The following is a 20,822-nucleotide window of genomic DNA, read 5'->3' on the forward strand; positions in this document are numbered from 1 at the left end:
GACTCGCGGCTTTTCCAGAGACGCGCACTCCAGGTGCGCGTCGTTTTTCAAGCCTGCCATGTCCAATCTTCCTGCTGCCCTCCCCATCCCCTACCTCCCGCGCGTTCTTCCGCGCGTCCTTCCGTTGCGCCGCACCCTGTTCTCCACGCTCGCCATCGGCACCCTCATGCTCGCCGGCTGCGGTGGAGGAGGCGGCTCCAGCACCCCGGCTCTCTTCCCCACCAGCGCCGGCACGCCCACCGCGGTCGCGCCCGCACCGGCGCCGGCCGCGGCGCCCCCGGCGGCACCCGCCCCGGCCGGCCGCTGGACCGTCGGCGACCTGCACGTCCACACGATGCAGTCGGACGACACCCAGCAGGTCAACACGCTCGACCAGGTGCTGGCCAAGGCCTTCGACAAGTTCGGGCTCGACTGGGCGGCAATTTCCGACCACCTGCGCCTGTCGTCCTACGACAACGACGGCAACAAGCTTGCCGCGCAGATCCCCTTCTCGGAAGGCATGGCCAAGTACCAGGTGCCGCGCATCAAGGCGCTGCAGGCCAGCGGCAAGTACGCCGACAAGACCATCTTCGCGGCCTTCGAATGGGACATGCCCTCGCACGACCACGGCAACGTGGGCATCCTGACCGACAACCCGATGTCGGACTCCGCCCTCAAGGCCGTGAGCCAGTTCGAGTACCTCTTCACCAACCGCGATCCGGCGCTCTTCCCGGCCGCCGACGTGGCCGCCTGGGGCTCCAAGGCCGGCACCGGCTACAACACGCACGCCGAGACGATGGCCGCGATCGCCTGGCTCAAGAAGAACTACCCCGACACCAGCTACCTGCAGGTCAACCACCCGTCGCGCAACCCCGGCAAATACACGATCGCTCAGCTGCGCGAGATGAACGACCTGGCGCCGAACATCGTCTTCTCGCTCGAAGGCATGGTCGGCAACCAGATGGAGCCGAACCGCGGCGGCTACGAGAGTGCCTACACCGACGCCAACCTGCCTTCGCGCACCTACGGCGGCGTGGACTACCTCGTCGCCAAGCTCGGCGGCACCTGGGACGCGCTGCTCTCCGAAGGCCGCCACATCTGGAACGTGGCCGACTCCGACTACCACTTCACCATCTCGAAGGGCCTGTACAGCAGCGGCTACGCGCCCGGCGAGTACGCCAAGAACCACCTGTTCGGCGACGTCAAGGACCCGAAGTCGCTGCTCGCCGCCATGCGCTCGGGCAAGCTCTTCGCGGTGAACGGCGGCCTGATCGATGCGCTCGACTTCAAGGTGCAGAGCGCCAAGGGCACGGGCGAGATGGGTTCGGAGCTGGGCGCGAAGCCGGGTGAAGACCTGAAGATCACCATCCGCTTCAAGAGCCCCGAGCGCAACAACTTCGAGTACCAGCTCGGCAGCGGCATCTTCGCCAACGTGAAGCCGGCGGTAGACCACATCGACCTGATCGCGGGCGACGTGACCGGCCCCGAGCTGCCGGGCACGCCGGGCTACTCGCGCGACACCAACCCGTCGACGCGCGTGCTCAAGCGCTTCACGCGCGCCGACTGGAAGCTCGACGCCGACGGCTACTTCGCGGTGAGCTACACGGTGAAGGCCGGCAACAACCAGTACTTCCGCCTGCGCGGCACCAACCTGGGCACCGACGTGCCCAACGAGACCGCCGGCGGCGAGCCGCTGTTCGACGCGCAGACCACGGGCACCGACAACGTGGCCCGCTTCAACGCGATCAACGCGCGCAACTACAGCGACCTCTGGTTCTATTCGAACCCGGTGTTCGTGAAGGTCGCCGCGCAGTAGTCAGGCGGGCGAACGCCGCGCGGCCCGCAGTTCAATCGCCGGGCATGCGCGGCGGGTTCAGCTCGACGCGTCGGGCGGCCTTGGTGCGCATGCGGATGTTGAGCATTTCCACGATCAGCGAGAACGCCATCGCGAAGTACACATAGCCCTTGGGCACATGATGGTCGAAGCCCTCGGCCACGAGCACAACGCCCACCACCACCAGGAAGGACAGCGCCAGCATCTTGATGGTCGGATGGGCCGAGACGAAACGGCCGATGGGGCCGGCGAACAGCATCATCAGCAGCACCGAGGCGATCACCGCGGCGATCATCACGCGCACGTCGTCCACCATGCCGACGGCGGTGATGATGGAGTCGAGCGAGAACACCAGGTCGATGATCATGATCTGCAGGATCACCGAGGCGAAGGTCGCCTTGACGGCGCTCTGCTTGTGCTCCTGCTCGCCTTCGAGCGACTGGTGGACCTCGCTGGTGCTCTTCCAGATCAGGAAAAGCCCGCCCAGGATGAGGATCAGGTCGCGCCCCGAGATCTCCTGGTTGAACACGGTGAAGAGCGGCGCCACCAGGCCGACGATCCAGGCGAGCACCAGAAGCAGCCCGATGCGCATGAACATGGCCATGAAAAGGCCGATGCGCCGCGCGAACTCCCGCCGGGCCAGGGGCAGCTTGTCGACGAGGATCGAGATGAAGATGATGTTGTCGATCCCGAGGACCAGCTCCAGCGCGGTCAGGGTGGCGAAGGCGATCCAGACCTGAGGATCGGCAAGAAGTTCGAGCATGGAACGACGCGGTTGCAGCACGTGCGGCCGGCGGCCGCTGCGGGCGAACGCATCTTACGGGTCCCCGCGCGCCGGGCGCCAGCGCCCCCTCGCCGCATGGGCCATTGCGTGCCGGAGGGCTGCCGTGCCGGCCGATGCCGCAGGCGATCCCCGTCACCCGCAAAGACATTGCCGGCCACCCCGGCCCGGACACCAGCCGATTGCACGCAAAAATGAGGTTCTCAATCTCATTTCGACGGCTAGTGGCAGCAGGGCGAATCAGCGAGCATCCGTCCCCGGAAGCCCCGGACGGCGCATCCAACTTCCGGCATAGCCCCAAGCAGCAACGATGTGGATCGGTGCGGAAACTCAAACCATCGTTGTCGGCCCCTGATGCCGTTTTGCCCCGCGATCCGAACATGCACGAGGAACCGGCCAGCCATCGGCCCGGAAGGCGGCCGTTCGTTCAGGCCCGCGCCCTGCCCGGGCGAAAGAGCCTTGCAGCCGCGAAGTACCTCTGCCACCCCAGGTTGCGCGGGCGTTGACGCATGAAGGCATCGTTCAACGGCGCGCGCAGCGTTCGCGCAGCATGCCTGGGCTTGCTGCTCTGCGGCGCACTGGGTTTGGCCCATGCGCAGAACACCATCAAGGCGGTGTCGGGCTACGTGCAGCATGGCACCGCGGTCGTCCAGATCGACCTGGCGCAGCCGCTCGATGAGCTGCCCGGCGGATTCGCCATACAGAACCCTGCGCGAATCGCGCTCGACTTTCCCGGCGTCGCCAGCGAAGTCGGCCGCGCGGCCGTCGAAGTGAACCAGGCCAACCTGCGTTCGATCAATGTCGTGCAGGCGGGAGAGCGCAGCCGGGTCGTGCTGAATCTGTGGCAGCCCGCTTCGTACAAGACCGAGATCCAGGGCAGTACGCTCAAGGTCACGCTGCAGTCCGTCGGCGCCGCGGTTTCCTCGGCACAGGCTCGCACGCCCGCCAGCGCCAAGGGGGTACCCGCCGTAGGCGAGCCCGTCACGCTGAATTTCTTCAACGCGGACATCGAGGCCGTGGCCCGCACCATGGCGGTGGTCACCGGGCGCAACGTAGTGGTCGACCCGCGGGTGAAGGGTGTGATGGACCTCGTCACCGAACGCGCGATCCCTCCTGCAGCGGCCTTCGACCAGTTCGCCCTCGCGCTGCGCCTGCGCGGCTTCGCCCTGGTGGAAGCCGAGGGGCTCTACAAGGTGGTGCCTGAAGCCAGCGCCAAGCTGCACAGCGGTACCGTCAATACCTCCATCGGCGCCATCCCGACGAACGCCGGCAACCAGGTCGTCACGCAGATCTTCAGGCTCAACTACGAGTCGCCGAACAACCTGCTGCCTGTGCTGCGCCCGCTGATCGCGCCGAACAACAGCATCAACGTGAACCCGGGCACCAACTCGCTCGTGATCACCGACTACGCGAACAACATGCGCCGGCTTGCGCGCGTCATCGCGTCGCTGGACGTTGCGAACGCGTCCGACGTCGAGATCATCCAGCTGCGGTACGCGCTCGCCACCGACATCGTGCCGATGCTGCAGCGGCTGATCGACGGCGGCAGCTCAGGTGCATCGACCCTGTCGGCCGCTTCGGGCATGTCGAACACGACAGGGGTACCGGATGCGGCGCCCATCGTGAACGCAGCGGACACGTCGTTCCGCACCACCTTGATGGCCGACCCGCGCAGCAATTCCGTGCTCATGCGGGCGGCCAACCCGGCGCGCATGCAGCTCGTGCGCGCGCTGGTCGAAAAACTCGACCGCCCGCCGGCGGACACCGGCAACGGCGCCGCCGGCAACATCTACGTGGTCTACCTGAAGAATGCGGACGCGGTGCGGCTCGCCGTCACGCTGCGTGCCGCGATGGCGGCGGGCCAGCAGAACGCGGCCCAGGCTGCGGGCGGCGGCGTGTCCCAGCAGGGGCAGCAGCAAGCCTCGCAGGCGGGCCCGAACGGCGGAGGCCAGGGCGGCGCCTCGAGCGCGGCCGACGCGCCCCTGAACAACGCGAACCAGCCCTCCACCGGTGGCCAGATCCAGGCCGACCCGTCGACCAATTCGCTGATCATCACCGCGCCGGAGCCGCAATACCGGCAGATGCGCGCGGTGATCGACAGGCTCGACGGCCGTCGGGCCCAGGTCATGATCGAGGCACTGATCGTCGAGGTGAACGCCAGCAAGGCCGCGAGCTTCGGCGTGCAGTGGCAAAGCGCGTTGGGCGGCAATGCCGTCATCGGCACCAATTCCAGCCTCAACAGGAACAACATCCTGGCACTGACGCAGGCGCTCGCCACGCGCAATGCGGCCGGCACGGCAAGCCAGATCGCGCCGGGGCTGAACATCGGCATCGGCGGCAGGATCGGCGGCCAGTACGTGCTGGGCGCCATCGCCAATTTCTTCAGCAGCGACGGCGACGCCAACATCCTCTCCACGCCCAACCTGCTGACGCTGGACAACGAGGAAGCCCGCATCGTGATCGGCCAGAACGTGCCCTTCGTCACGGGCCAGTATGCGAGCGCCGCCGGTTCGGCCGGCGTCAATCCGTTCACCACCGTGGAACGCAAGGACGTGGGCCTCACGCTGCGCGTGCGCCCGACCATCAACGAGAACGGCACGGTCAAGCTGACCATCTTCCAGGAGGCCTCGACGGTCGACCAGAACACGGTCAACAACCAGAACGGGCCGACCACCAACAAGCGCTCGATCGAGTCGAACGTGCTGGTGGAAGACGGCGGCCTGGTCATGCTCGGCGGACTGCTGTCCGACACCTACAACAACACCGTCGAGAAGGTGCCGCTGGCTGGAGATGTGCCGGTGGTGGGCAACCTCTTCAAGAGCGAAAGCCGCACGCGCGCCAAAAGCAACCTGATGATGTTCCTGCGCCCCGCCGTGATGCGCGATGCGGATTCCATCGAGTCCTTCTCCTACGGCCGCTACGACGAGATCCGCGGCATGCAGCAGCGCACGCAACCGGGCACCGGCAACCTCATGCTGCGCGCGGTGGATGCTGCGCCGCTGCTGCCCGATGCGCCGCTCATGCGCGCACCGAGCCGAACCGGCAGCACGCGCATGGAAGGCACCGAACTCATCCCGCCACCGCGACTTGCTCCCGATGGTCACAAGCTCGCGCCGAGCCCATTGCGCGGCGCGTTGCCGCCGACGGCAGACCCTGTGAGCGCGCGCGAACTGCCCTAGCACGAACGAAGGTCGCCGGCTGCCAGCGGCCCCTCAGGACTGTGTTCGCTGCTCGAGCACGTAGCCCTCGCCTCGCACCGTGTGCAGCAGCTTCACGTCGAACGGTGCGTCGAGCTTGTTGCGCAGGCGCAGTATGGCCACATTGATGGCATTGGTGGCGGGATCGAACTCCGTGCCCCAGACTTGGCGCGCAAGCGTCTCGCGCGACAGCACCTGGCCTTGATTGCGAAGCAGCACCAGCAACAGCACGAACTCCATCCTGGTCAGGTCGAGGTCCCTGCCGTCGCGGCAGCACGTCGCGTCGCGCTCGTTGATTTCCAGATCGCCCAGCCACAGTATCGGCTGCGAGCGTGCGGCGCAGTTGCGCGCCAATGCCCTGATGCGTGCCAGCAGTTGAGGCATCGTGAAAGGCTTGACCAGGTAGTCGCTCGCTCCGAGTTCCAGGCCCGCGAGGCGCACGGCAACGCTGTCGCGCTCGGTCAGAACGAGCAGAGGCGCATTCGTCTTGCGCCGGATCGATCGCACGGCGTTGAGGCCGGCGAGGCCGGGCTGCATGGAATTCAACAGAACCAACGAGTAACCCCTCGCAAGGGCCGGTGTCGCAGCCGCAAGGGTGCCGCGAGCGACATCGATGAGCAAACCCCGCTTCTGCAGCGCGTCGTTCATCGATTGGCAAAAGCTCGATCGATGATCGACCAGAAGTATTCGCGTGGCGTCGATATCTTCATCGATCCTCTCGAATCGAATTTCGTCGATTCCGAGGAGTGAGTTACTCAACTTGGTTTCGAATGAAAGCTGAGAATCAAGCAGCCGCACGGCTTCTCCTTCCAATGCTCCGGGGTGGAGCGGCCATGCCGTTATATGTTTGCTCCAGATCATTGATCTAATTCATCACTCAGAAGAACGGCGGGTCTTTGGAACCTCCGCATGAAAGGCATCCGCGCGCCCTCTTCCACCAGCGGGAAGCAGGCTGATTGCAGCCTGACAAGGCTCGACTTAACGAACGAAATATCGTTACTGCATGAAATTCACCCTCGCGCTGTCATCGACTGCTTTCGAGGTCCGTTAGGTCGTTCCCTGTGCCATTCGTGCACGTCCTCGGGAATATCGAATGAGAAAGACATCTTCTCTCCCCGCCTTTCAAATCGCAGGAGTTCTGGTGGTGAGCCTGACTGCAGGCTGTGTCGTTCAGCCGACGGCGCCGGTGGTCCGCACCGTCGTGCAGCCCGCGCACGTTGCTGCCGCCACACCGCCTGTCGTGAGCGTGTACGTCGATCCGCCGCTGTATCAGCCTCCTCCGGTCGCGGTGGCATGGGCTCCGCCGCCGATGCTCGTCGAAGTGCCGCCGCCCTCGCCTTTCGCGGGTGCGGTATGGACCGGCGGCTATTGGACATGGCAAGGCAACTGGGTGTGGGCCGCTGGTCGATGGTCCGCGCCTCCACAGCCGGGCTATGGATGGGTGCAACCCTATTACGAGCATCGCGACGACGTGGTGGTCTTCGTCGCCGGCCACTGGTCGCCACCGGGCGTCGCATTCGTGCCGCCGCCGCTTGGGTTGAGCCTCGCGGTGTCGGCGGCGGCGGCCGGCGTGGTGGCAGGGATCGCCCCGATCGGGCCTCCTGGCGTGTTCGTTCCCGCGCCTCCCGGTTCACGGCTCGGCCTGATCGTGCCTGCCCCGATCGGTACGCCACCGGCAGTGGTCGTCAGTGCGCCGCCAGTCACCAACGTCGGCATGCGTGTGCAGAACACCACGATCAACAACATCACCAACGTCACGAACATCAACAACAACCAGACAGTGAAAGTGGTGGCGCCCGCCAGCGCGACCGCGAGCGGAAGGCCGTTCGAAGCCGCGATACCGGCAAGCGCCCACCTTGCGGCTGCACTGCCGCCCGTCGTGCGCGCGACGGCGCCCGTTCCGGCGAGCGCGAAGCCGGTCGCCGCGCTGCCCTCCGAGCGCCAGCCGCCGCCCGCGGCACGGTCGGCGGAGGCTGTCCGCCCCACGGCGCACGGCGAGCCCGCTGCGTACCCTGCACCGCAGTCGCGTCCAGAGCCGCTCATGTCCGAGGCGCCCGCCAGGAGGCCCGAGCCTGCGACGGCCTCGCCGACGCCGGTGCAGGCTCGCGCCGAGATGCCCCAGCGACCGAAGCCGCCCGCCGTGGAGCCGCAGGCCCGCATGGCGCCCCCGGAATATCCTCGAATGGCGCATGAAGGGCGCCCGGTGATTGCAGCGCGCGAGGGAGGCGAGCAGAAGTTCCAGCGTCCGCCAAGGCCGGCACCGGCACCCGCCCCGAGGCCGCACCCGCCCGCGCCTTCGCATGGGCACCCCGGCCATCCCCCTGCTCCCCACGAACACGCCGCTCCTGCGCACAAGAAAGAGCACGGCCAGTAGGGCCGTCACGCACTGCACGCCGCCGCATCAGGCGGGCACCCGGCCGCGTAGCGGTGCACCTCAGGGGTGCACCGCTACGCGGCCGCGCCCCATCCCGAGGCATCGGCCTCCCGCCCCCCTCGTTCCGTGCCCGCCCACGGCGGGCACCGCAGAGATCGCACGTGCCCGCGAGGCGGCACACACCCGACGCCAGCGCGAAACCTCAGGGATTACACCGATATATGAGTTCTCAAATGATCTTGATTGCGTTCGTTTTTTGTATACAAATAACGCACCCAATAATCCGGCGCGAAATTTGCGTCAAAACCGGTTCTGATCCACCCACCCGCAAGAGGTAAGACCATGAGCACAGTCGTCAGCCAGGCCCCCACGGGGGCGAGCGAAGCCGGCATTGCGCCGCACACGGAATCGAACGCCCTCATCAAGCCCGGCTACCACCCGCGCCTGACCAACGAAGACCTGGCTCCGCTGAAGAAGCAGACCTGGGGGCAATACAACATCTTCGCTTTCTGGATGTCCGACGTGCACAGCGTGGGCGGCTACATCACGGCGGGCAGCCTCTTCGCGCTGGGCCTGTCGAGCTGGCAGGTGCTGGTGTCGCTGCTGGTGGGCATCGTGATCGTGCAGATCTTCTGCAACCTGGTGGCCAAACCCAGCCAGATGACGGGCGTGCCCTACCCCGTGGTGTGCCGCGCGTCCTTCGGCGTGCTGGGCGCGAACATCCCGGCCATCATCCGCGGGCTGATCGCGGTGGCCTGGTACGGCGTTCAGACGTATCTCGCCTCGGCTGCCTTCATGGTGCTGGCGCTGCACATGGCGCCGGGCCTGGCGCCGTATGCCGAGGTCACGCAGTACGGCTTCGCGGGCCTGTCCGCGCTAGGCTGGGTCGCGTTCATGGTCATGTGGGTGCTGCAGGCCTTCGTGTTCTGGCACGGCATGGACGCGATCCGCAAGTTCATCGACTGGGCCGGTCCCGCCGTGTACGTGGTCATGGCCATCCTGTGCGGCTGGCTGGTGTGGAAGGCCGGCTGGAGCAGGATCGACCTGAACCTCGGCGGCATCAAGTTCCAGGGCTGGGACGCGCTGCCCGTGATGCTCTCGGCCATTGCGCTGGTGGTGAGCTACTTCAGCGGCCCGATGCTCAACTTCGGCGACTTCTCGCGCTACGGCAAGAGTTTCGACGCCGTGAAGAAGGGCAACTTCTGGGGCCTGCCGGTGAACTTCGTGTTCTTCTCGCTGCTGACGGTCATCACCACCGCCGCCACGCTGCCGGTGTTCGGCGAACTCATCACCGACCCCGTGCACACCGTGGGCAAGATCGACAGCACCACCGCCGTCGTGCTGGGCGCGCTGACCTTCATGATCGCCACCATCGGCATCAACATCGTTGCCAACTTCGTCTCGCCGGCCTTCGACTTCTCGAACGTGGCGCCGCAGCACATCAGCTGGCGCACGGGCGGCATGATCGCCGCCGTCGGCTCGGTGTTCCTCACGCCGTGGAACCTCTACAACAGCCCCGAAGTCATCCACTACACGCTCGACGTGCTCGGCTCGTTCATCGGCCCGCTGTTCGGCATCCTCATTGCCGACTACTACATCGTGCGCAGGCAGCGCATCGACGTGGATTCGCTCTACAGCATGAGCACCAAGGGCGAATACTGGTACAGCGGCGGCTACAACCCGAAGGCGATCCAGGCGCTGGTGCCGGCGGCCATCGTGCCGATCCTGTGCGTGATGGTGCCGACCCTGCGCGGCGCCGCCAACTACGCCTGGTTCATCGGCATGGGGCTGGGCTTCATCATCTATGCCATGCTGAACCGCAGCAACAAGACTTGAATCGTCAGTTAGTCGGATCGACAGAAAGAGAAAGGGACCGCGCCGTGCGCATCAAGATCATCAACCCGAACACCACCTGGAGCATGACCGAGAAGATCGGTGCCTGCGCCCGCGCGGTGGCGCAGGCCGGCACCGAGATCGTCGCGGTGAGTCCGGCCATGGGGCCGGTCTCCATCGAGAGCCACTACGACGAGGCGCTGGCCGTTCCGGGCCTGCTGCAGGAAATCGCCGCGGGCGAGCGCGACGGCATCGACGGCTACGTGATCGCCTGCTTCGGCGATCCGGGCCTGAAGGCCGCGCGCGAACTGGCGCGCGGCCCGGTGGTGGGCATCGCCGAGGCGGCGATGCACCTGGCCAGCATGATCGGCAGCCGCTTCAGCGTGGTGACCACGCTGGGCCGCACCATCGGGCAGGCCTGGCATCTGGCCGAGATCTACGGCATGGAGCGCTTCTGCGCCAACGTGCGCGCCTGCGAGCTCCCGGTGCTCGAACTGGAGGAGCCCGGCTCGCGCGCCCGCGAGCGCATCGTCGACGAGTGCCGCCGCGCGCTGGAGGAAGACGGCACCGACTGCATCGTGCTCGGCTGCGCCGGCATGACCGACCTGTGCGAGCACATCGAGGGCGTGCTGGGCGTGCCGGTGATCGACGGCGTGGCGGCCGGCACCAAGCTCATCGAGTCGCTGGTGACGCTGAAGCTGCGCACCAGCAAGCGCGGGGAGCTTGCAAAGCCCCTGCCCAAGCCCATCATCGGGACGCTCGAGGGCTTCACCCTCACCCGGTAGGCCACAATCCGCGCATGCCCCGCGCCAGTTCCCCCCGATCCCCAGTGCCCCCTGCCGCTGCCGCCGTTCCAGACGAGAACGGCACGGCCGCGGCCGACAAGAACAGTTCCATCGAGAGCATCGCCAACGACATCGCCACCGCGATCGTCGAAAAGCGCCTGCCGCCCGGCACCTGGCTGCGCGAGGAGGCGCTGGGCCGGGTGTATTCGGTAAGCCGCACCAAGGTGCGCGCTGCCCTGCTGATGCTGTCGAAGGACAAGCTCATCGAGATGATTCCCGACAAGGGAGCCTTCGTGAGCCAGCCTTCGGTGGAAGAGGCCCGCGAGGTCTTCGCCGTGCGCCGCATCCTCGAGAGCGAGGTGGTTCGCCTCTTCATCGCCGGCGCAAAGGCGCGCGACTACCAGGCACTGGAGCAGCACATCAAGTTCGAGCGCACCGCGCTGCGCCAGAGCACCACCATGGGCACGGTGCGCGAGAAGCTGCTGGGCGATTTCCACGTGACGCTGGCCGAGGCCACCGGCAACCGCACGCTGGCCGAGCTGGTGCGCGAACTGGTGGCGCGCAGCTCCCTGATCGCGATGCTCTACCACTCGTCGAACGACCCGCACTGCTCATCGGACGAGCACGCCGAATTCCTGCGCCTGTGCCGCAAGGGCGACGTGGAAGCCGCCGTGAAGAGCATGACCGAGCACCTGGAGCGCATCGAGGCCAGCCTGGAGCTGGGCACCGACAAGCCCGACCGGCAGCTCGACCTGGTCAAGGCGCTGCTGGCCTGATCTGACATGCGGAAGAACCTCGGCCTCGCGCTGCGCCAGATGCGGCTGCTGCGCGGCATCAAGCAGACGCACTTCGCGCAGCTGATGGGCGTGAACCAGGCGACGGTGTCGCGCTGGGAGCGCGGGCAGCTCGCGCTCTCGCCGGCGCAGCAGGCCATGGCCCACCGGCTGCTCGCGGCAGCGTGCGACCCGGCGCAGGACGCCGCGCTCAGGCGGCTGGTCGAATCGTCCACGCGCAAGGTGCACCTGGTCTGCGACCGCACGCACCGGCTGCTGGCCGCATCGCCTTCGCGGCAGGCCGAATGGCGCGCCGACGCCAGCGAATTCATGGGCCGCTCGCTGATCGGCTACGCCTCCAGGGAAATCCTGGAAGCCGAAGCCACCCTCGAGGGCCTGGGCTGGCACGCGGGCGAGCTGTCGTCGCTCGAAATCGCGACCGGGCCGAACACCGACCGCATCGTCCCGATCCTGCCCGGGCGCGTGCTGTGGGAGCGCATCGCGCTCGCCGACGGGAGCGCGGGGCGCATCGTCACCACCATCGCCTGATCACTTCGCCGGCAGGGCGGCCGGTGCTCCTGTCACACAAATGAGGCATGCTGTAGCCCGAAAGGGCTACTCGCTTTTCTTCCGCGCGAGGGCCGCCGACGAACAACCTCCCACAGCATGCTCCGGCCCTCCCTGCCCAGCGCCAAGCCGCATCCTGCGATCGCGGCGTTCTTCCAGCCGATCGTGGATCTGCGCCAGGGGACGATCTTCGGTCACGAGGCCCTGATCCGCGGCGGCACCGGCATCGCGCTCCCCAACCCCGAGGCAATGCTCGCGCAGGCCGCCGCCGAGTCGCGGCTTACCGGCTTCGAGCTGCACTGCGTGGAAGCAGTGCTCGCCCAATGGGGCCGCCTGAGCAGGCCGGGCCGGCTCTTCGTGAACATGAGCGCCGATACGCTGATCGAGGCCATGGACGCTTCCGACGGAATATGCTGGCTGGAACGCATGCTGACGAACCACGAGATCTCGGTGCGCGACGTGACGGTGGAGCTCACCGAGCAGTGCGCGGCGAGCGATGCCGAGGCGCTGCGGCAGGCGGTGAAAACGCTGCACGCGCTCGGCGCCCGCATCGCGCTCGACGATTTCGGTCAAGGCCATTCCAATCTGCGGCGCTGGAAAGACCTTCAACCCGACTACGTCAAGATCGACAAGCTGCTCACCCAGGGCATCGCCGACTCCCCGCAGAACGTGGCGATGGTGCGCGCCATCGTCGGCCTCGGCACCGCGATGGGCAGCGAGCTCATCGCCGAGGGCGTGGAGAACGCCAAGGACCTGCGCGTGCTGCGCGACCTCGGCATCGCCCATGGCCAGGGCTACCTGTTCGGCCCGCCCGCGCCTGAACTGCTGCCGATCCTGCCCGAGCCCGTGGCGGCCACCATCGGTGATACACGCATCGCGGTGATGCCGCATGCGTCGCAGACATCGCAGCCCAACGTGCTGCGCAGCCTCTCGGTCATCCAGGCGCCCGCGCTGAGCCCGCAGACGCCGGTCGACGAGGTCGCGGCGGTCTTCCAGAAGCATCCGGCGCTGCATGCGCTGGCCGTAGTCGACAACGCAACGCCCGTGGCGCTGATCAACCGCCAGTCGTTCATGAACGACTACGCGCGGCTGTACTTCCGCGAGGTGCACGGCCGTCGCCCCTGCCTGGCCTACGGCAGCAACACGCCCCTCGTCGTGGAGCGCGAGGAGAACGTCGAGAGCCTGCTGGGCATCCTGATGTCGGAAGACCAGCGCTACCTGAGCGAAGGCTTCATCGTGACGGAAAAGAAGCGCTACGCCGGCCTGGGCACGGGCGACCAGCTGGTGCGCGCCGTCACCGAGGCGCGCATCGAGGCGGCGCGGCACGCCAACCCGCTGACCTCCCTGCCGGGCAACATCCCCATCAACATCCACATCGCGCGGCTGCTCGACAGCGGCGCCGACTTCGCCGCCTGCTACGCGGACCTGAACAGCTTCAAGGTGTTCAACGACCACTACGGCTACTGGCGCGGCGACGAGATGATCCTGCTGCTCGCGCGGCTGGCGACGCAGCATGCCGACGCGCATCGCGACTTCGTCGGCCACATCGGCGGCGACGATTTCCTCATGCTGTTCCAGAGCCCCGACTGGCACCGGCGCTGCGCCGGGCTGATCGACGAGTTCAACCGGCAGGCGCCCGGCCTCTACGACGATGCCGACCGGCAGTCCGGCGGCATCGAGGGCGAGGACCGGCATGGCGTGGTCCGCTTCACGCCCTTCGCCACGCTGGCGATCGGCGCGGTGCGCATTCCGCCGGGCATGTTCAGGCATGCCGAGGATGTGGCCAGCGAGGCCGCCATCGCGAAGCACGACGCCAAGCAGGCAGCCTCCGGGCTCACTGTGCGGGAGGCGCGGCCGCGCGCCTGAATCACGCATAACTTATGCGTGGACGGTCCATGCGGCCGAGGCTAGTCTTGCGGCCATGACCATCCTCATCACCGGCAGCGCCGGCCACCTCGGCGAGGCCCTGATGCGCACATTGCGCGCAAGCTCGCAGGCCGCACGCGGCATCGACATCGCTTCTTCCGGGTTCACCGACCGCACCGGCTCCATCGCCGACCGCGCCTTCGTGCGCGACTGCATGAAGGGCGTGCGCACCGTCATCCACGCGGCCACGCTGCACAAGCCGCATGTGGCGACGCACAGCCTGCAGGAGTTCGTCGACACCAACATCACGGGCACGCTGGTTCTGCTAGAGGAGGCGGTGGAGGCCGGCGTCCAATCCTTCGTGTTCACGAGCACGACCAGCACCTTCGGCTCCGCGCTGACGCCCGCCGAAGGCATGCCGGCCGCCTGGATCACCGAAGACGTAACGCCCGTTCCGAAGAACATCTACGGCGTGACCAAGACATCTGCCGAGAGCCTGTGCGAGCTGTTTCATCGCAAGCAGCGCCTGCCTGTGGTCGTGCTGAAGACTTCGCGCTTCTTTCCCGAGGAAGACGACGATGCCGCCGCGCGCAGCCTCCACTCGCTGGACAACGCGCAGGCCAACGAGCTGCTGCATCGCCGCGCCGACATCGAGGACGTGGTGCAGGCGCACCTTCTCGCGGCCCGGCACGCGGGGCGCATCGGCTTCGGCCGCTACATCGTCTCGGCCACCACGCCCTTCACGCGCGGCGACCTGCCGATGCTGCGGGAGAACGCGGCCACGGTGCTGCGCCGCCTCTTCCCGGACGCGGACGCGCTCTATGCGAAGCAGGGATGGACGCTGCCAAGGCAGCTCGACCGCGTCTACGTGAACGAGCTCGCGCGGCGCGACCTCGGATGGCAGCCGCGCCATGACTTCACGCACGTGCTGCGCTGCCTGCGCGAAGGCCGCGATTTCCGCAGCCAGCTCGCGCGCGACGTGGGCAGCAAGGGCTACCACGCCGAGGCCTTCGACGAAGGCCCATACCCCGTCGGCTAGCCGCGGACAGCCGGACAAGGCCCCGGGCCGGATACGGGTTTACCTGAATCCGGATTGTTGCATAAGTTGTATACAGTTTGGCGTACACAACGGGGTGTGCGCATGCAAAGCCTTGCTGCCCGCCTCTCTTCGATCAATCTCTCTCTCGCCGCAGCAGGAGACACACGATGACGGCCGACAGCTCCCCCACCACAGTCCACCCCGTGGACCAGCGCTTGCCCACCGGCAAGCTCGCCGCCCTCGGCCTTCAGCACGTGCTGGTGATGTATGCGGGGGCCGTCGCGGTGCCGCTGATCGTCGGGCGCGCGCTCAAGCTAAGCCCCGACGAGGTCGCGCTGCTGATCTCCGCCGACCTGTTCTGCTGCGGCATCGCCACGCTGATCCAGGCACTGGGCGCCACGCAGTTCTTCGGCATCAAGCTGCCGGTGATGATGGGCGTGACCTTCGCCTCCGTCGCGCCGATGGTGGCCATCGCCAACGCCAACCCCGGCCAGAACGGAGCGCAGCTTCTCTTCGGCGCCATCATCGGCGCGGGCGTGGTGTCGATACTGATCGCGCCGCTGGTCAGCCGCATGCTGCGCTTCTTCCCGCCGGTGGTCACCGGCACCATCATCGCGGTCATCGGCATCAGCCTGATGCGCGTGGGCATCAACTGGATCTTCGGCAACCCCGTGGGCCCGACCGCCCCCGCGCTGGTCGACCCGGTCTATGCGAAATGGCTCGCCGAAGTGACCTCGCCCGGCAGTTCCATTCCCGCCGTGCCCAAGGGCTTCGCGATCATGCCCACGGTGCCCAACCCCAAGTACGCCGACCTTTCCGGCTTCGGCGTGGCCGCGCTGGTGCTGGTGTCGATCCTGCTGATCGTGAAGTACGCCAAGGGCTTCGTCGCCAACATCTCGGTGCTGCTGGGCATCGTCATCGGCGCCGTCGTCGCCTCGGTCACCGGCCTCATGACCTACGAGAAGGTGGGCAAGGCCGCATGGATAGACATCGTGCTGCCCTTCCACTTCGGCATGCCGCAGTTCGACCCGATCCTGATCCTGACGATGACGCTCATCATGATCGTGGTGATGATCGAATCGACCGGCATGTTCCTCGCGCTCGGCGAAATGACCGAGCGCAAGATCAGCCAGAAGGACCTGGCGCGAGGCCTGCGCACCGACGGCCTGGGCACGCTGATCGGCGGCATCTTCAACACCTTCCCGTACACCAGCTTCTCGCAGAACGTGGGCCTGGTGGCCGTCACCGGCATCAAGAGCCGCTACGTGTGCGTGGCCGGCGGCATCATCCTGATCGTGCTGGGCCTGCTGCCGAAGATGGCGGCGCTGGTCGAGTCGCTGCCCACGGTGGTGCTGGGCGGGGCAGGCCTCGTGATGTTCGGCATGGTGGCCGCCACCGGCATCCGCATTCTCTCGGGCGTGGACTTCAGGAACAACCGCCACAACGCGATGATCGTGGCGGTCTCGCTGGGCATCGGCATGATTCCGCTGATCGCGCCCAACTTCAAGCAATGGATGCCGCATGCCATCCACTCGCTGATCGAGTCGGGCATCCTGCTGGCATCGATCGCAGCGGTGCTGCTGAACCTGTTCCTCAACGGCGCGAAGCACGATGAGAGTGCAGTGATCGCCGCGGCGAAGCAGGCCGAAGCCCACTGATCGCCGCGGCGCTCAGATCATCGCAAGCGGCGTCTTGCGCTTCGGCGGTGGATGCAGGCGATCCAGTTCTGCCAGGGTCGCCGCATCGAGCTTCAAATCGGCAGCAGCCAGGTTCTCTTTCAGGTGCGCGCTGCGCACCGCCTTCGGAATCGCGGCCACACCGGGCCGCGCGATCACGGCGGCCAACGCGAGTTGGGCTGCGGTCACGCCCAGCCGGTCAGCCAGTTCCGCCAGCCCGTCGTCTTCGGCCAGCGCGCCCTGGTCGATGGGGCTGTAGGCCATCAAGGGCATGCCGCGCTCGCGCTGCCAGGGCAGCAAACTGAACTCAGGGCCGCGCTCGCCCAGCGAAAGATAAACCTGGTTGGCCGCGCAGACCGGTCCGTCGCCACCGGTTGCCTCCTCCAGTTCCTTCAAGTCGTCGGTGTCGAAGTTGCTCACGCCCCAGTGCGCGATGCGGCCATCGTCGATCAGCGAATGCATCCCCGCCACGGTCTCTCGCAGCGGATGGTTGCCGCGCCAGTGCAGCAGATAGAGATCGATGGCGTCGAGCCCGAGCCGCTTCAGGCTGCGCTCGCAGGCATCGCGCGTGCCGCGCCGGCTGGCGTTGTGCGGATAGACCTTGCTGACGATGAAGAGCTCTTCGCGCCGCACGTCGTTCGCGCGCAGGGCCTCGGCGATGGCCAGGCCCAGCACGGTCTCGGCGCCGCCCTCTCCGTACATCTCCGCGGTGTCGATCAGTCGATAGCCGAGCACGATGGCTTCGCGCACGGCCTTGACCTCGTCGGCCCGGCGCTTCGCGTCTTCGCCCATGCGCCATGTGCCCAGGCCCAGTACAGGCATCTCGCCGCCGGAGGGGAGTTGAAGTGTTCGCATCGGCCCATCCTAAGAGGGATGCGCCCGCTTGTCAGCCAGCCGACAGCGGCAGCCACACAGTCGCGCACAGTCCGCGCCCGCCGTCCCCGTCGGACAGGGCGATGCGGCCGCCATGCTTCTCCAGCACCGACCTGACGATGGCCAGCCCCAGTCCGCTGCCCGACTGCGTCTGGTCCGGATTGCGGAAGAAGCGGTCGAACACCCGCTCGCGCAGCGCGGGCGGAATGCCCGGCCCCTGGTCCGTCACGCGCAGCACGGCATCCGGGGCTTCGCGCCCGACCCGCACCGTGACCGTGCCGCCGTCAGGGCTGTACTTGATGGCGTTCTCCACCAGGTTGCTCACCATCGAGATCAGGCTCTCGCGCTCGCCGTGCACCAGCACCGGCGCGGCCTCCTCGTCGGCCACGAACTCCAGCGCGATGCCACGCGCCCGTGCGAGCGCCTCGACGAGCGGAATGCGGTCGCGCACCAGCGCATCGAAGGCCAGCGTCGCGGGCAAGGCGTCCTGCGGCATCTTGTCGCTGCGCATCAGCTGCTGCAACTGGCCCACCAGCCGGGCCGCGCGGTCGTTGCTTCGCAGCAGGTTGGCCATGAGCTCGCGCTGGCCGGGGTCCGCGGTCTGCGCCTTCAGCGCCTCGACGTTCACCCGCATCGCATCGAGCGGGATGCGCAGTTCGTTCGCCGCATCGGCGATCAGCCCACGCTCGCGCGATGCCCGGTCGCGCACGCTACGCAGCAAACCGTTGATGCCGTTCACCAGCGGCCGCAGCTCCTTGTGCGATGGCTCGAAGGTCAGCGGCGACAGGTCGGCCGGGCCGCGCTCGGAGGTTTCCTTCGTCACCTGCCGCCACGGCCTCAGCGCGAGCATCACCGAAAGCCATGCCGGGAAGACGATGAACGGCAGGCTGATGGCCAGCGGCAGCAGGTAGTAGCTGCGGTGCTCGATGGTGAAGTTCAGGCGCAGCGCGTCCGGCTCCGCCAGCAGCACGCGCGTGTCCAGCAGCGGCGAGATCACGGTGCGGGCCTGCCAAACGCGCGCGCCGGCACGCACGTTCTCCACCCTGCCCGGCACCGCGGTGTACATGACCGGCGCGGTCGCCGACGAGTTGTAGATGAGCCGGCCGCGTTGCCATACCTGCAGGACGGGCGCCCTGTCCGCCTCCGACTTGAAGTCGTTCGAGGTTTCGAGCAGCGCCATGTCGAAAGCGCGCAGGGTCTGCTGCTGGCGGTCCGGGTCGGCGGCGAGGTTCTGGGCGCAGGCGATGATGCTTTCGAAGACCTTGTCGTAGCGCACCAGCTCCGGCAGCCGGTTGGAGTCATAGAAGAAGAACGCCAGCGTGGCGCCCCACAGCAGCCCGACCACCATGACCTGCGCCAGCAGCAGGCGCCGCACCAGCGAGGGCTGAAGCCACCGCCTGATACGCCCTGTGATCGCCTTCGCGGTAACGGACAAGAAATTCATGAGCCTCCTGGCGAGCGGTCTCTGCGGAGCGCCTCGCAAGCGCGCGGAGTATCCGGCACGGCCGTGCGGCGCGCTTCAGAAAGCCTTCATGAAAGAGGTTCAAGGGCTTTCCGGACCAGCCTCACCGCAGCGTCAGTCTTCTAATTTTTAGAACTCAAAGTCAGTTCCATGACAAGAAATTCTTCACCTTTCGAGGGAAGGATATCGGCGCTGCCTTCTGATTTTGTCAAGACGAACTGGGTGCCAACCCCCTCGTCGGGCCCGGTTCTCGCTTCTAGAATTTTTTCGAAAGCCCGCGTCACGAGCGCCGGCGCCCTCCGAACGAAACAAACTTTGAACAGGTTGAGTCAATGCAGAAAAAGCACAGGATTGCCGTCATTCCCGGAGACGGCATCGGCGTCGAGGTCATGCCCGAAGGGCTGCGCGTTCTCGATGCGGTCGGTCGCCGCTTCGGCATCGATTTCTCCTACGACCATTTCGACTGGGGCTCCGACCACTACGTTCGCACCGGCCTGATGATGCCGGCCGACTGGGCCGACAAGATCCAGGGCCACGACGCCATCTACTTCGGCGCCGTGGGCGCGCCCGACAAGGTGCCCGACCACATCGCCGTGTGGGGCCTTCTGATCAAGATCCGCCGCGACTTCGACCAGTACGTCAACCTGCGCCCGGTGCGCCTGATGCCCGGCGTGCCCGGCCCGCTGGCGCACCGCAAGCCCGGCGACATCGACTTCCTGGTGGTTCGCGAGAACACCGAGGGCGAATACACCTCCGTGGGCGGCCGCCTGTTCGAGGGCACGCCGCGCGAAATGGCGATCCAGGAAGCGGTGTTCACCCGCACCGGCGTGGACCGCATCATCGACTACGCTTTCACACTCGCCAACCGCCGCAAGCGCAAGAGCCTGACGGCCGCGACCAAGTCGAACGGCATCTCCATCACCATGCCCTACTGGGACGAGCGCCTGGCCGAGATCGCCAAGCGCTACCCCGACGTGGCAACGAACAAGTTCCACATCGACATCCTGTGCGCTCACTTCGTGCAGCACCCCGACTGGTTCGACGTGGTCGTGGCTTCCAACCTCTTCGGCGACATCCTGTCCGACCTGGGCCCGGCATGCACCGGCACCATCGGCATCGCGCCCAGCGCCAACCTCAACCCCGAGCGCAAGTTCCCCTCGCTCTTCGAGCCGGTGCACGGCTCGGCGCCCGACATCGCGGGCAAGGGCATCGCCAACCCCATCGGCCAGATCTGGTCGGCCGCGCTGATGCTCGACCACCTCGGCGGCGACGACCCCGTCTACGCACAGGCTTCGGCCGCCGTGCTCTCCGCCATCGAGACCGTGCTGAGCGAAGGCCCGCGCACCCGCGACATGGGCGGCACCGCGAACACCGTGGACGTGGGCCGCGCCATCGCCGAATACATCTCGGCAGCATGACGCCCTGCCACCCCTGTAGCGACCTGAGAGGCTGAGATGGGACTGTTCTCGCGGGCAACCTGAGCCACGGCCAGAAGCAGTGGCTCGAAATCGGCATGCTGCTGATGCAGGACCCGAAGCTGCTGCTGCTCGACGAGCCCGTGGCCGGCATGACCGACGAGGAAACCGCGCGCACCGCCGAGCTCTTCCTGTCGCTCAAGGGCAAGCACTCGCTGATGGTGGTGGAGCGCCCGGTGCGTATTCGCGGCAGCGCCAGCGACGTGACCGACGTGTCGCCGAAATCGGTTTCGCGCGGCTGAGCCTGCGCTATTCCACGCGCGACAACCCGTCGCGCGGTTCGCCGTCAGAATCGTCCTCCTGCAGCC

General features: G+C 67.0%; 15 protein-coding genes and 1 pseudogene. 12 read left to right on the forward strand and 4 right to left on the reverse strand.

Going from position 1 to position 20,822, the window contains the following annotated elements; all coding sequences use genetic code 11:
- The first annotated feature begins 166 nt into the window (after positions 1–166).
- Positions 167–1,795 (forward strand): S-layer protein, encoded by a 1,629-nt coding sequence (locus tag QMO14_RS22055; RefSeq protein WP_301509811.1) that lies wholly within the window; start codon positions 167–169, stop codon positions 1,793–1,795.
- A gap of 31 nt (positions 1,796–1,826) precedes the next feature.
- On the opposite strand, the gene QMO14_RS22060 is transcribed toward QMO14_RS22055, so the two are convergent.
- A complete protein-coding gene (locus QMO14_RS22060; protein WP_301509796.1) occupies positions 1,827–2,576 on the reverse strand; it encodes a TerC family protein in 750 nt (249 codons plus the stop codon).
- A 527-nt stretch (positions 2,577–3,103) separates the two neighbouring features.
- Here QMO14_RS22060 and gspD point away from each other — a divergent pair.
- A complete protein-coding gene (gene gspD, locus QMO14_RS22065) occupies positions 3,104–5,773 on the forward strand; it encodes a type II secretion system secretin GspD (protein ID WP_301509797.1) in 2,670 nt (889 codons plus the stop codon).
- A gap of 33 nt (positions 5,774–5,806) precedes the next feature.
- On the opposite strand, the gene QMO14_RS22070 is transcribed toward gspD, so the two are convergent.
- Positions 5,807–6,652, reverse strand: coding sequence for a winged helix-turn-helix domain-containing protein (locus QMO14_RS22070; RefSeq protein WP_301509798.1), 846 nt, complete (start codon positions 6,650–6,652; stop codon positions 5,807–5,809).
- A gap of 283 nt (positions 6,653–6,935) precedes the next feature.
- Between QMO14_RS22070 and QMO14_RS22075 the strand changes: the two genes are divergently transcribed.
- The 8 genes from QMO14_RS22075 (at position 6,936) to QMO14_RS22110 (ending at position 16,686) form a co-directional block, all read left to right on the forward strand.
- Positions 6,936–8,165 carry a hypothetical protein gene (locus QMO14_RS22075; protein WP_301509799.1) on the forward strand — a complete coding sequence of 410 codons (1,230 nt, stop codon included), beginning with the start codon at positions 6,936–6,938 and terminating at the stop codon, positions 8,163–8,165.
- A gap of 342 nt (positions 8,166–8,507) precedes the next feature.
- Complete coding sequence (locus QMO14_RS22080; RefSeq protein ID WP_301509800.1) at positions 8,508–10,001, forward strand: NCS1 family nucleobase:cation symporter-1; 1,494 nt, start codon at positions 8,508–8,510, stop codon at positions 9,999–10,001.
- 44 nt (positions 10,002–10,045) lie between these two features.
- Positions 10,046–10,783: an aspartate/glutamate racemase family protein gene (locus QMO14_RS22085; RefSeq protein WP_301509801.1), complete on the forward strand. Its 738-nt coding sequence runs from the start codon at positions 10,046–10,048 to the stop codon at positions 10,781–10,783.
- A 14-nt stretch (positions 10,784–10,797) separates the two neighbouring features.
- The gene (locus tag QMO14_RS22090) at positions 10,798–11,559 is read left to right on the forward strand and encodes a GntR family transcriptional regulator (protein ID WP_301509802.1); all 762 of its coding nucleotides are present in this window, start codon (positions 10,798–10,800) and stop codon (positions 11,557–11,559) included.
- Between the two features lie 6 nt (positions 11,560–11,565).
- The gene (locus QMO14_RS22095) at positions 11,566–12,105 is read left to right on the forward strand and encodes a helix-turn-helix transcriptional regulator (protein ID WP_301509803.1); all 540 of its coding nucleotides are present in this window, start codon (positions 11,566–11,568) and stop codon (positions 12,103–12,105) included.
- A 117-nt stretch (positions 12,106–12,222) separates the two neighbouring features.
- Positions 12,223–13,989, forward strand: coding sequence for a phosphodiesterase (locus QMO14_RS22100; protein ID WP_301509804.1), 1,767 nt, complete (start codon positions 12,223–12,225; stop codon positions 13,987–13,989).
- Between the two features lie 55 nt (positions 13,990–14,044).
- Positions 14,045–15,028 (forward strand): NAD(P)-dependent oxidoreductase, encoded by a 984-nt coding sequence (locus QMO14_RS22105; protein WP_301509805.1) that lies wholly within the window; start codon positions 14,045–14,047, stop codon positions 15,026–15,028.
- A 167-nt stretch (positions 15,029–15,195) separates the two neighbouring features.
- Positions 15,196–16,686 (forward strand): nucleobase:cation symporter-2 family protein, encoded by a 1,491-nt coding sequence (locus QMO14_RS22110; RefSeq protein ID WP_301509806.1) that lies wholly within the window; start codon positions 15,196–15,198, stop codon positions 16,684–16,686.
- 12 nt (positions 16,687–16,698) lie between these two features.
- Here QMO14_RS22110 and QMO14_RS22115 read toward each other — a convergent pair whose 3' ends face one another.
- Positions 16,699–17,559 (reverse strand): aldo/keto reductase, encoded by an 861-nt coding sequence (locus QMO14_RS22115; protein ID WP_301509807.1) that lies wholly within the window; start codon positions 17,557–17,559, stop codon positions 16,699–16,701.
- 31 nt (positions 17,560–17,590) lie between these two features.
- Complete coding sequence (locus QMO14_RS22120; protein ID WP_301509808.1) at positions 17,591–19,021, reverse strand: HAMP domain-containing sensor histidine kinase; 1,431 nt, start codon at positions 19,019–19,021, stop codon at positions 17,591–17,593.
- Between the two features lie 350 nt (positions 19,022–19,371).
- On the opposite strand from QMO14_RS22120, the gene QMO14_RS22125 reads away from it, so the two are divergent.
- A complete protein-coding gene (locus QMO14_RS22125; protein WP_301509809.1) occupies positions 19,372–20,457 on the forward strand; it encodes a tartrate dehydrogenase in 1,086 nt (361 codons plus the stop codon).
- Positions 20,458–20,507: 50 nt separating this feature from the next.
- Positions 20,508–20,684 (forward strand): annotated as a pseudogene (locus QMO14_RS22130) (ATP-binding cassette domain-containing protein); the annotation flags it as partial.
- Between the last annotated feature and the right edge of the window lie 138 nt (positions 20,685–20,822).

The organism is Variovorax sp. CAN15 (genome assembly GCF_030462475.1).
Lineage (GTDB): Bacteria > Pseudomonadota > Gammaproteobacteria > Burkholderiales > Burkholderiaceae_C > Variovorax.

Bases quoted from the DNA above. Each gene is read 5' to 3' on its own strand.
- QMO14_RS22115 (WP_301509807.1), bottom strand. From the start codon at position 17,559: ATGCGAACACTTCAACTCCCCTCCGGCGGCGAGATGCCTGTACTGGGC.
- QMO14_RS22070 (WP_301509798.1), bottom strand. From the start codon at position 6,652: ATGATCTGGAGCAAACATATAACGGCATGGCCGCTCCACCCCGGAGCA.
- QMO14_RS22125 (WP_301509809.1), top strand. From the start codon at position 19,372: ATGCAGAAAAAGCACAGGATTGCCGTCATTCCCGGAGACGGCATCGGC.
- QMO14_RS22060 (WP_301509796.1), bottom strand. From the start codon at position 2,576: ATGCTCGAACTTCTTGCCGATCCTCAGGTCTGGATCGCCTTCGCCACC.
- QMO14_RS22105 (WP_301509805.1), top strand. From the start codon at position 14,045: ATGACCATCCTCATCACCGGCAGCGCCGGCCACCTCGGCGAGGCCCTG.
- QMO14_RS22110 (WP_301509806.1), top strand. From the start codon at position 15,196: ATGACGGCCGACAGCTCCCCCACCACAGTCCACCCCGTGGACCAGCGC.
- QMO14_RS22080 (WP_301509800.1), top strand. From the start codon at position 8,508: ATGAGCACAGTCGTCAGCCAGGCCCCCACGGGGGCGAGCGAAGCCGGC.
- QMO14_RS22100 (WP_301509804.1), top strand. From the start codon at position 12,223: ATGCTCCGGCCCTCCCTGCCCAGCGCCAAGCCGCATCCTGCGATCGCG.
- QMO14_RS22090 (WP_301509802.1), top strand. From the start codon at position 10,798: ATGCCCCGCGCCAGTTCCCCCCGATCCCCAGTGCCCCCTGCCGCTGCC.
- QMO14_RS22095 (WP_301509803.1), top strand. From the start codon at position 11,566: ATGCGGAAGAACCTCGGCCTCGCGCTGCGCCAGATGCGGCTGCTGCGC.
- QMO14_RS22120 (WP_301509808.1), bottom strand. From the start codon at position 19,021: ATGAATTTCTTGTCCGTTACCGCGAAGGCGATCACAGGGCGTATCAGG.
- QMO14_RS22055 (WP_301509811.1), top strand. From the start codon at position 167: ATGCTCGCCGGCTGCGGTGGAGGAGGCGGCTCCAGCACCCCGGCTCTC.
- gspD (WP_301509797.1), top strand. From the start codon at position 3,104: ATGAAGGCATCGTTCAACGGCGCGCGCAGCGTTCGCGCAGCATGCCTG.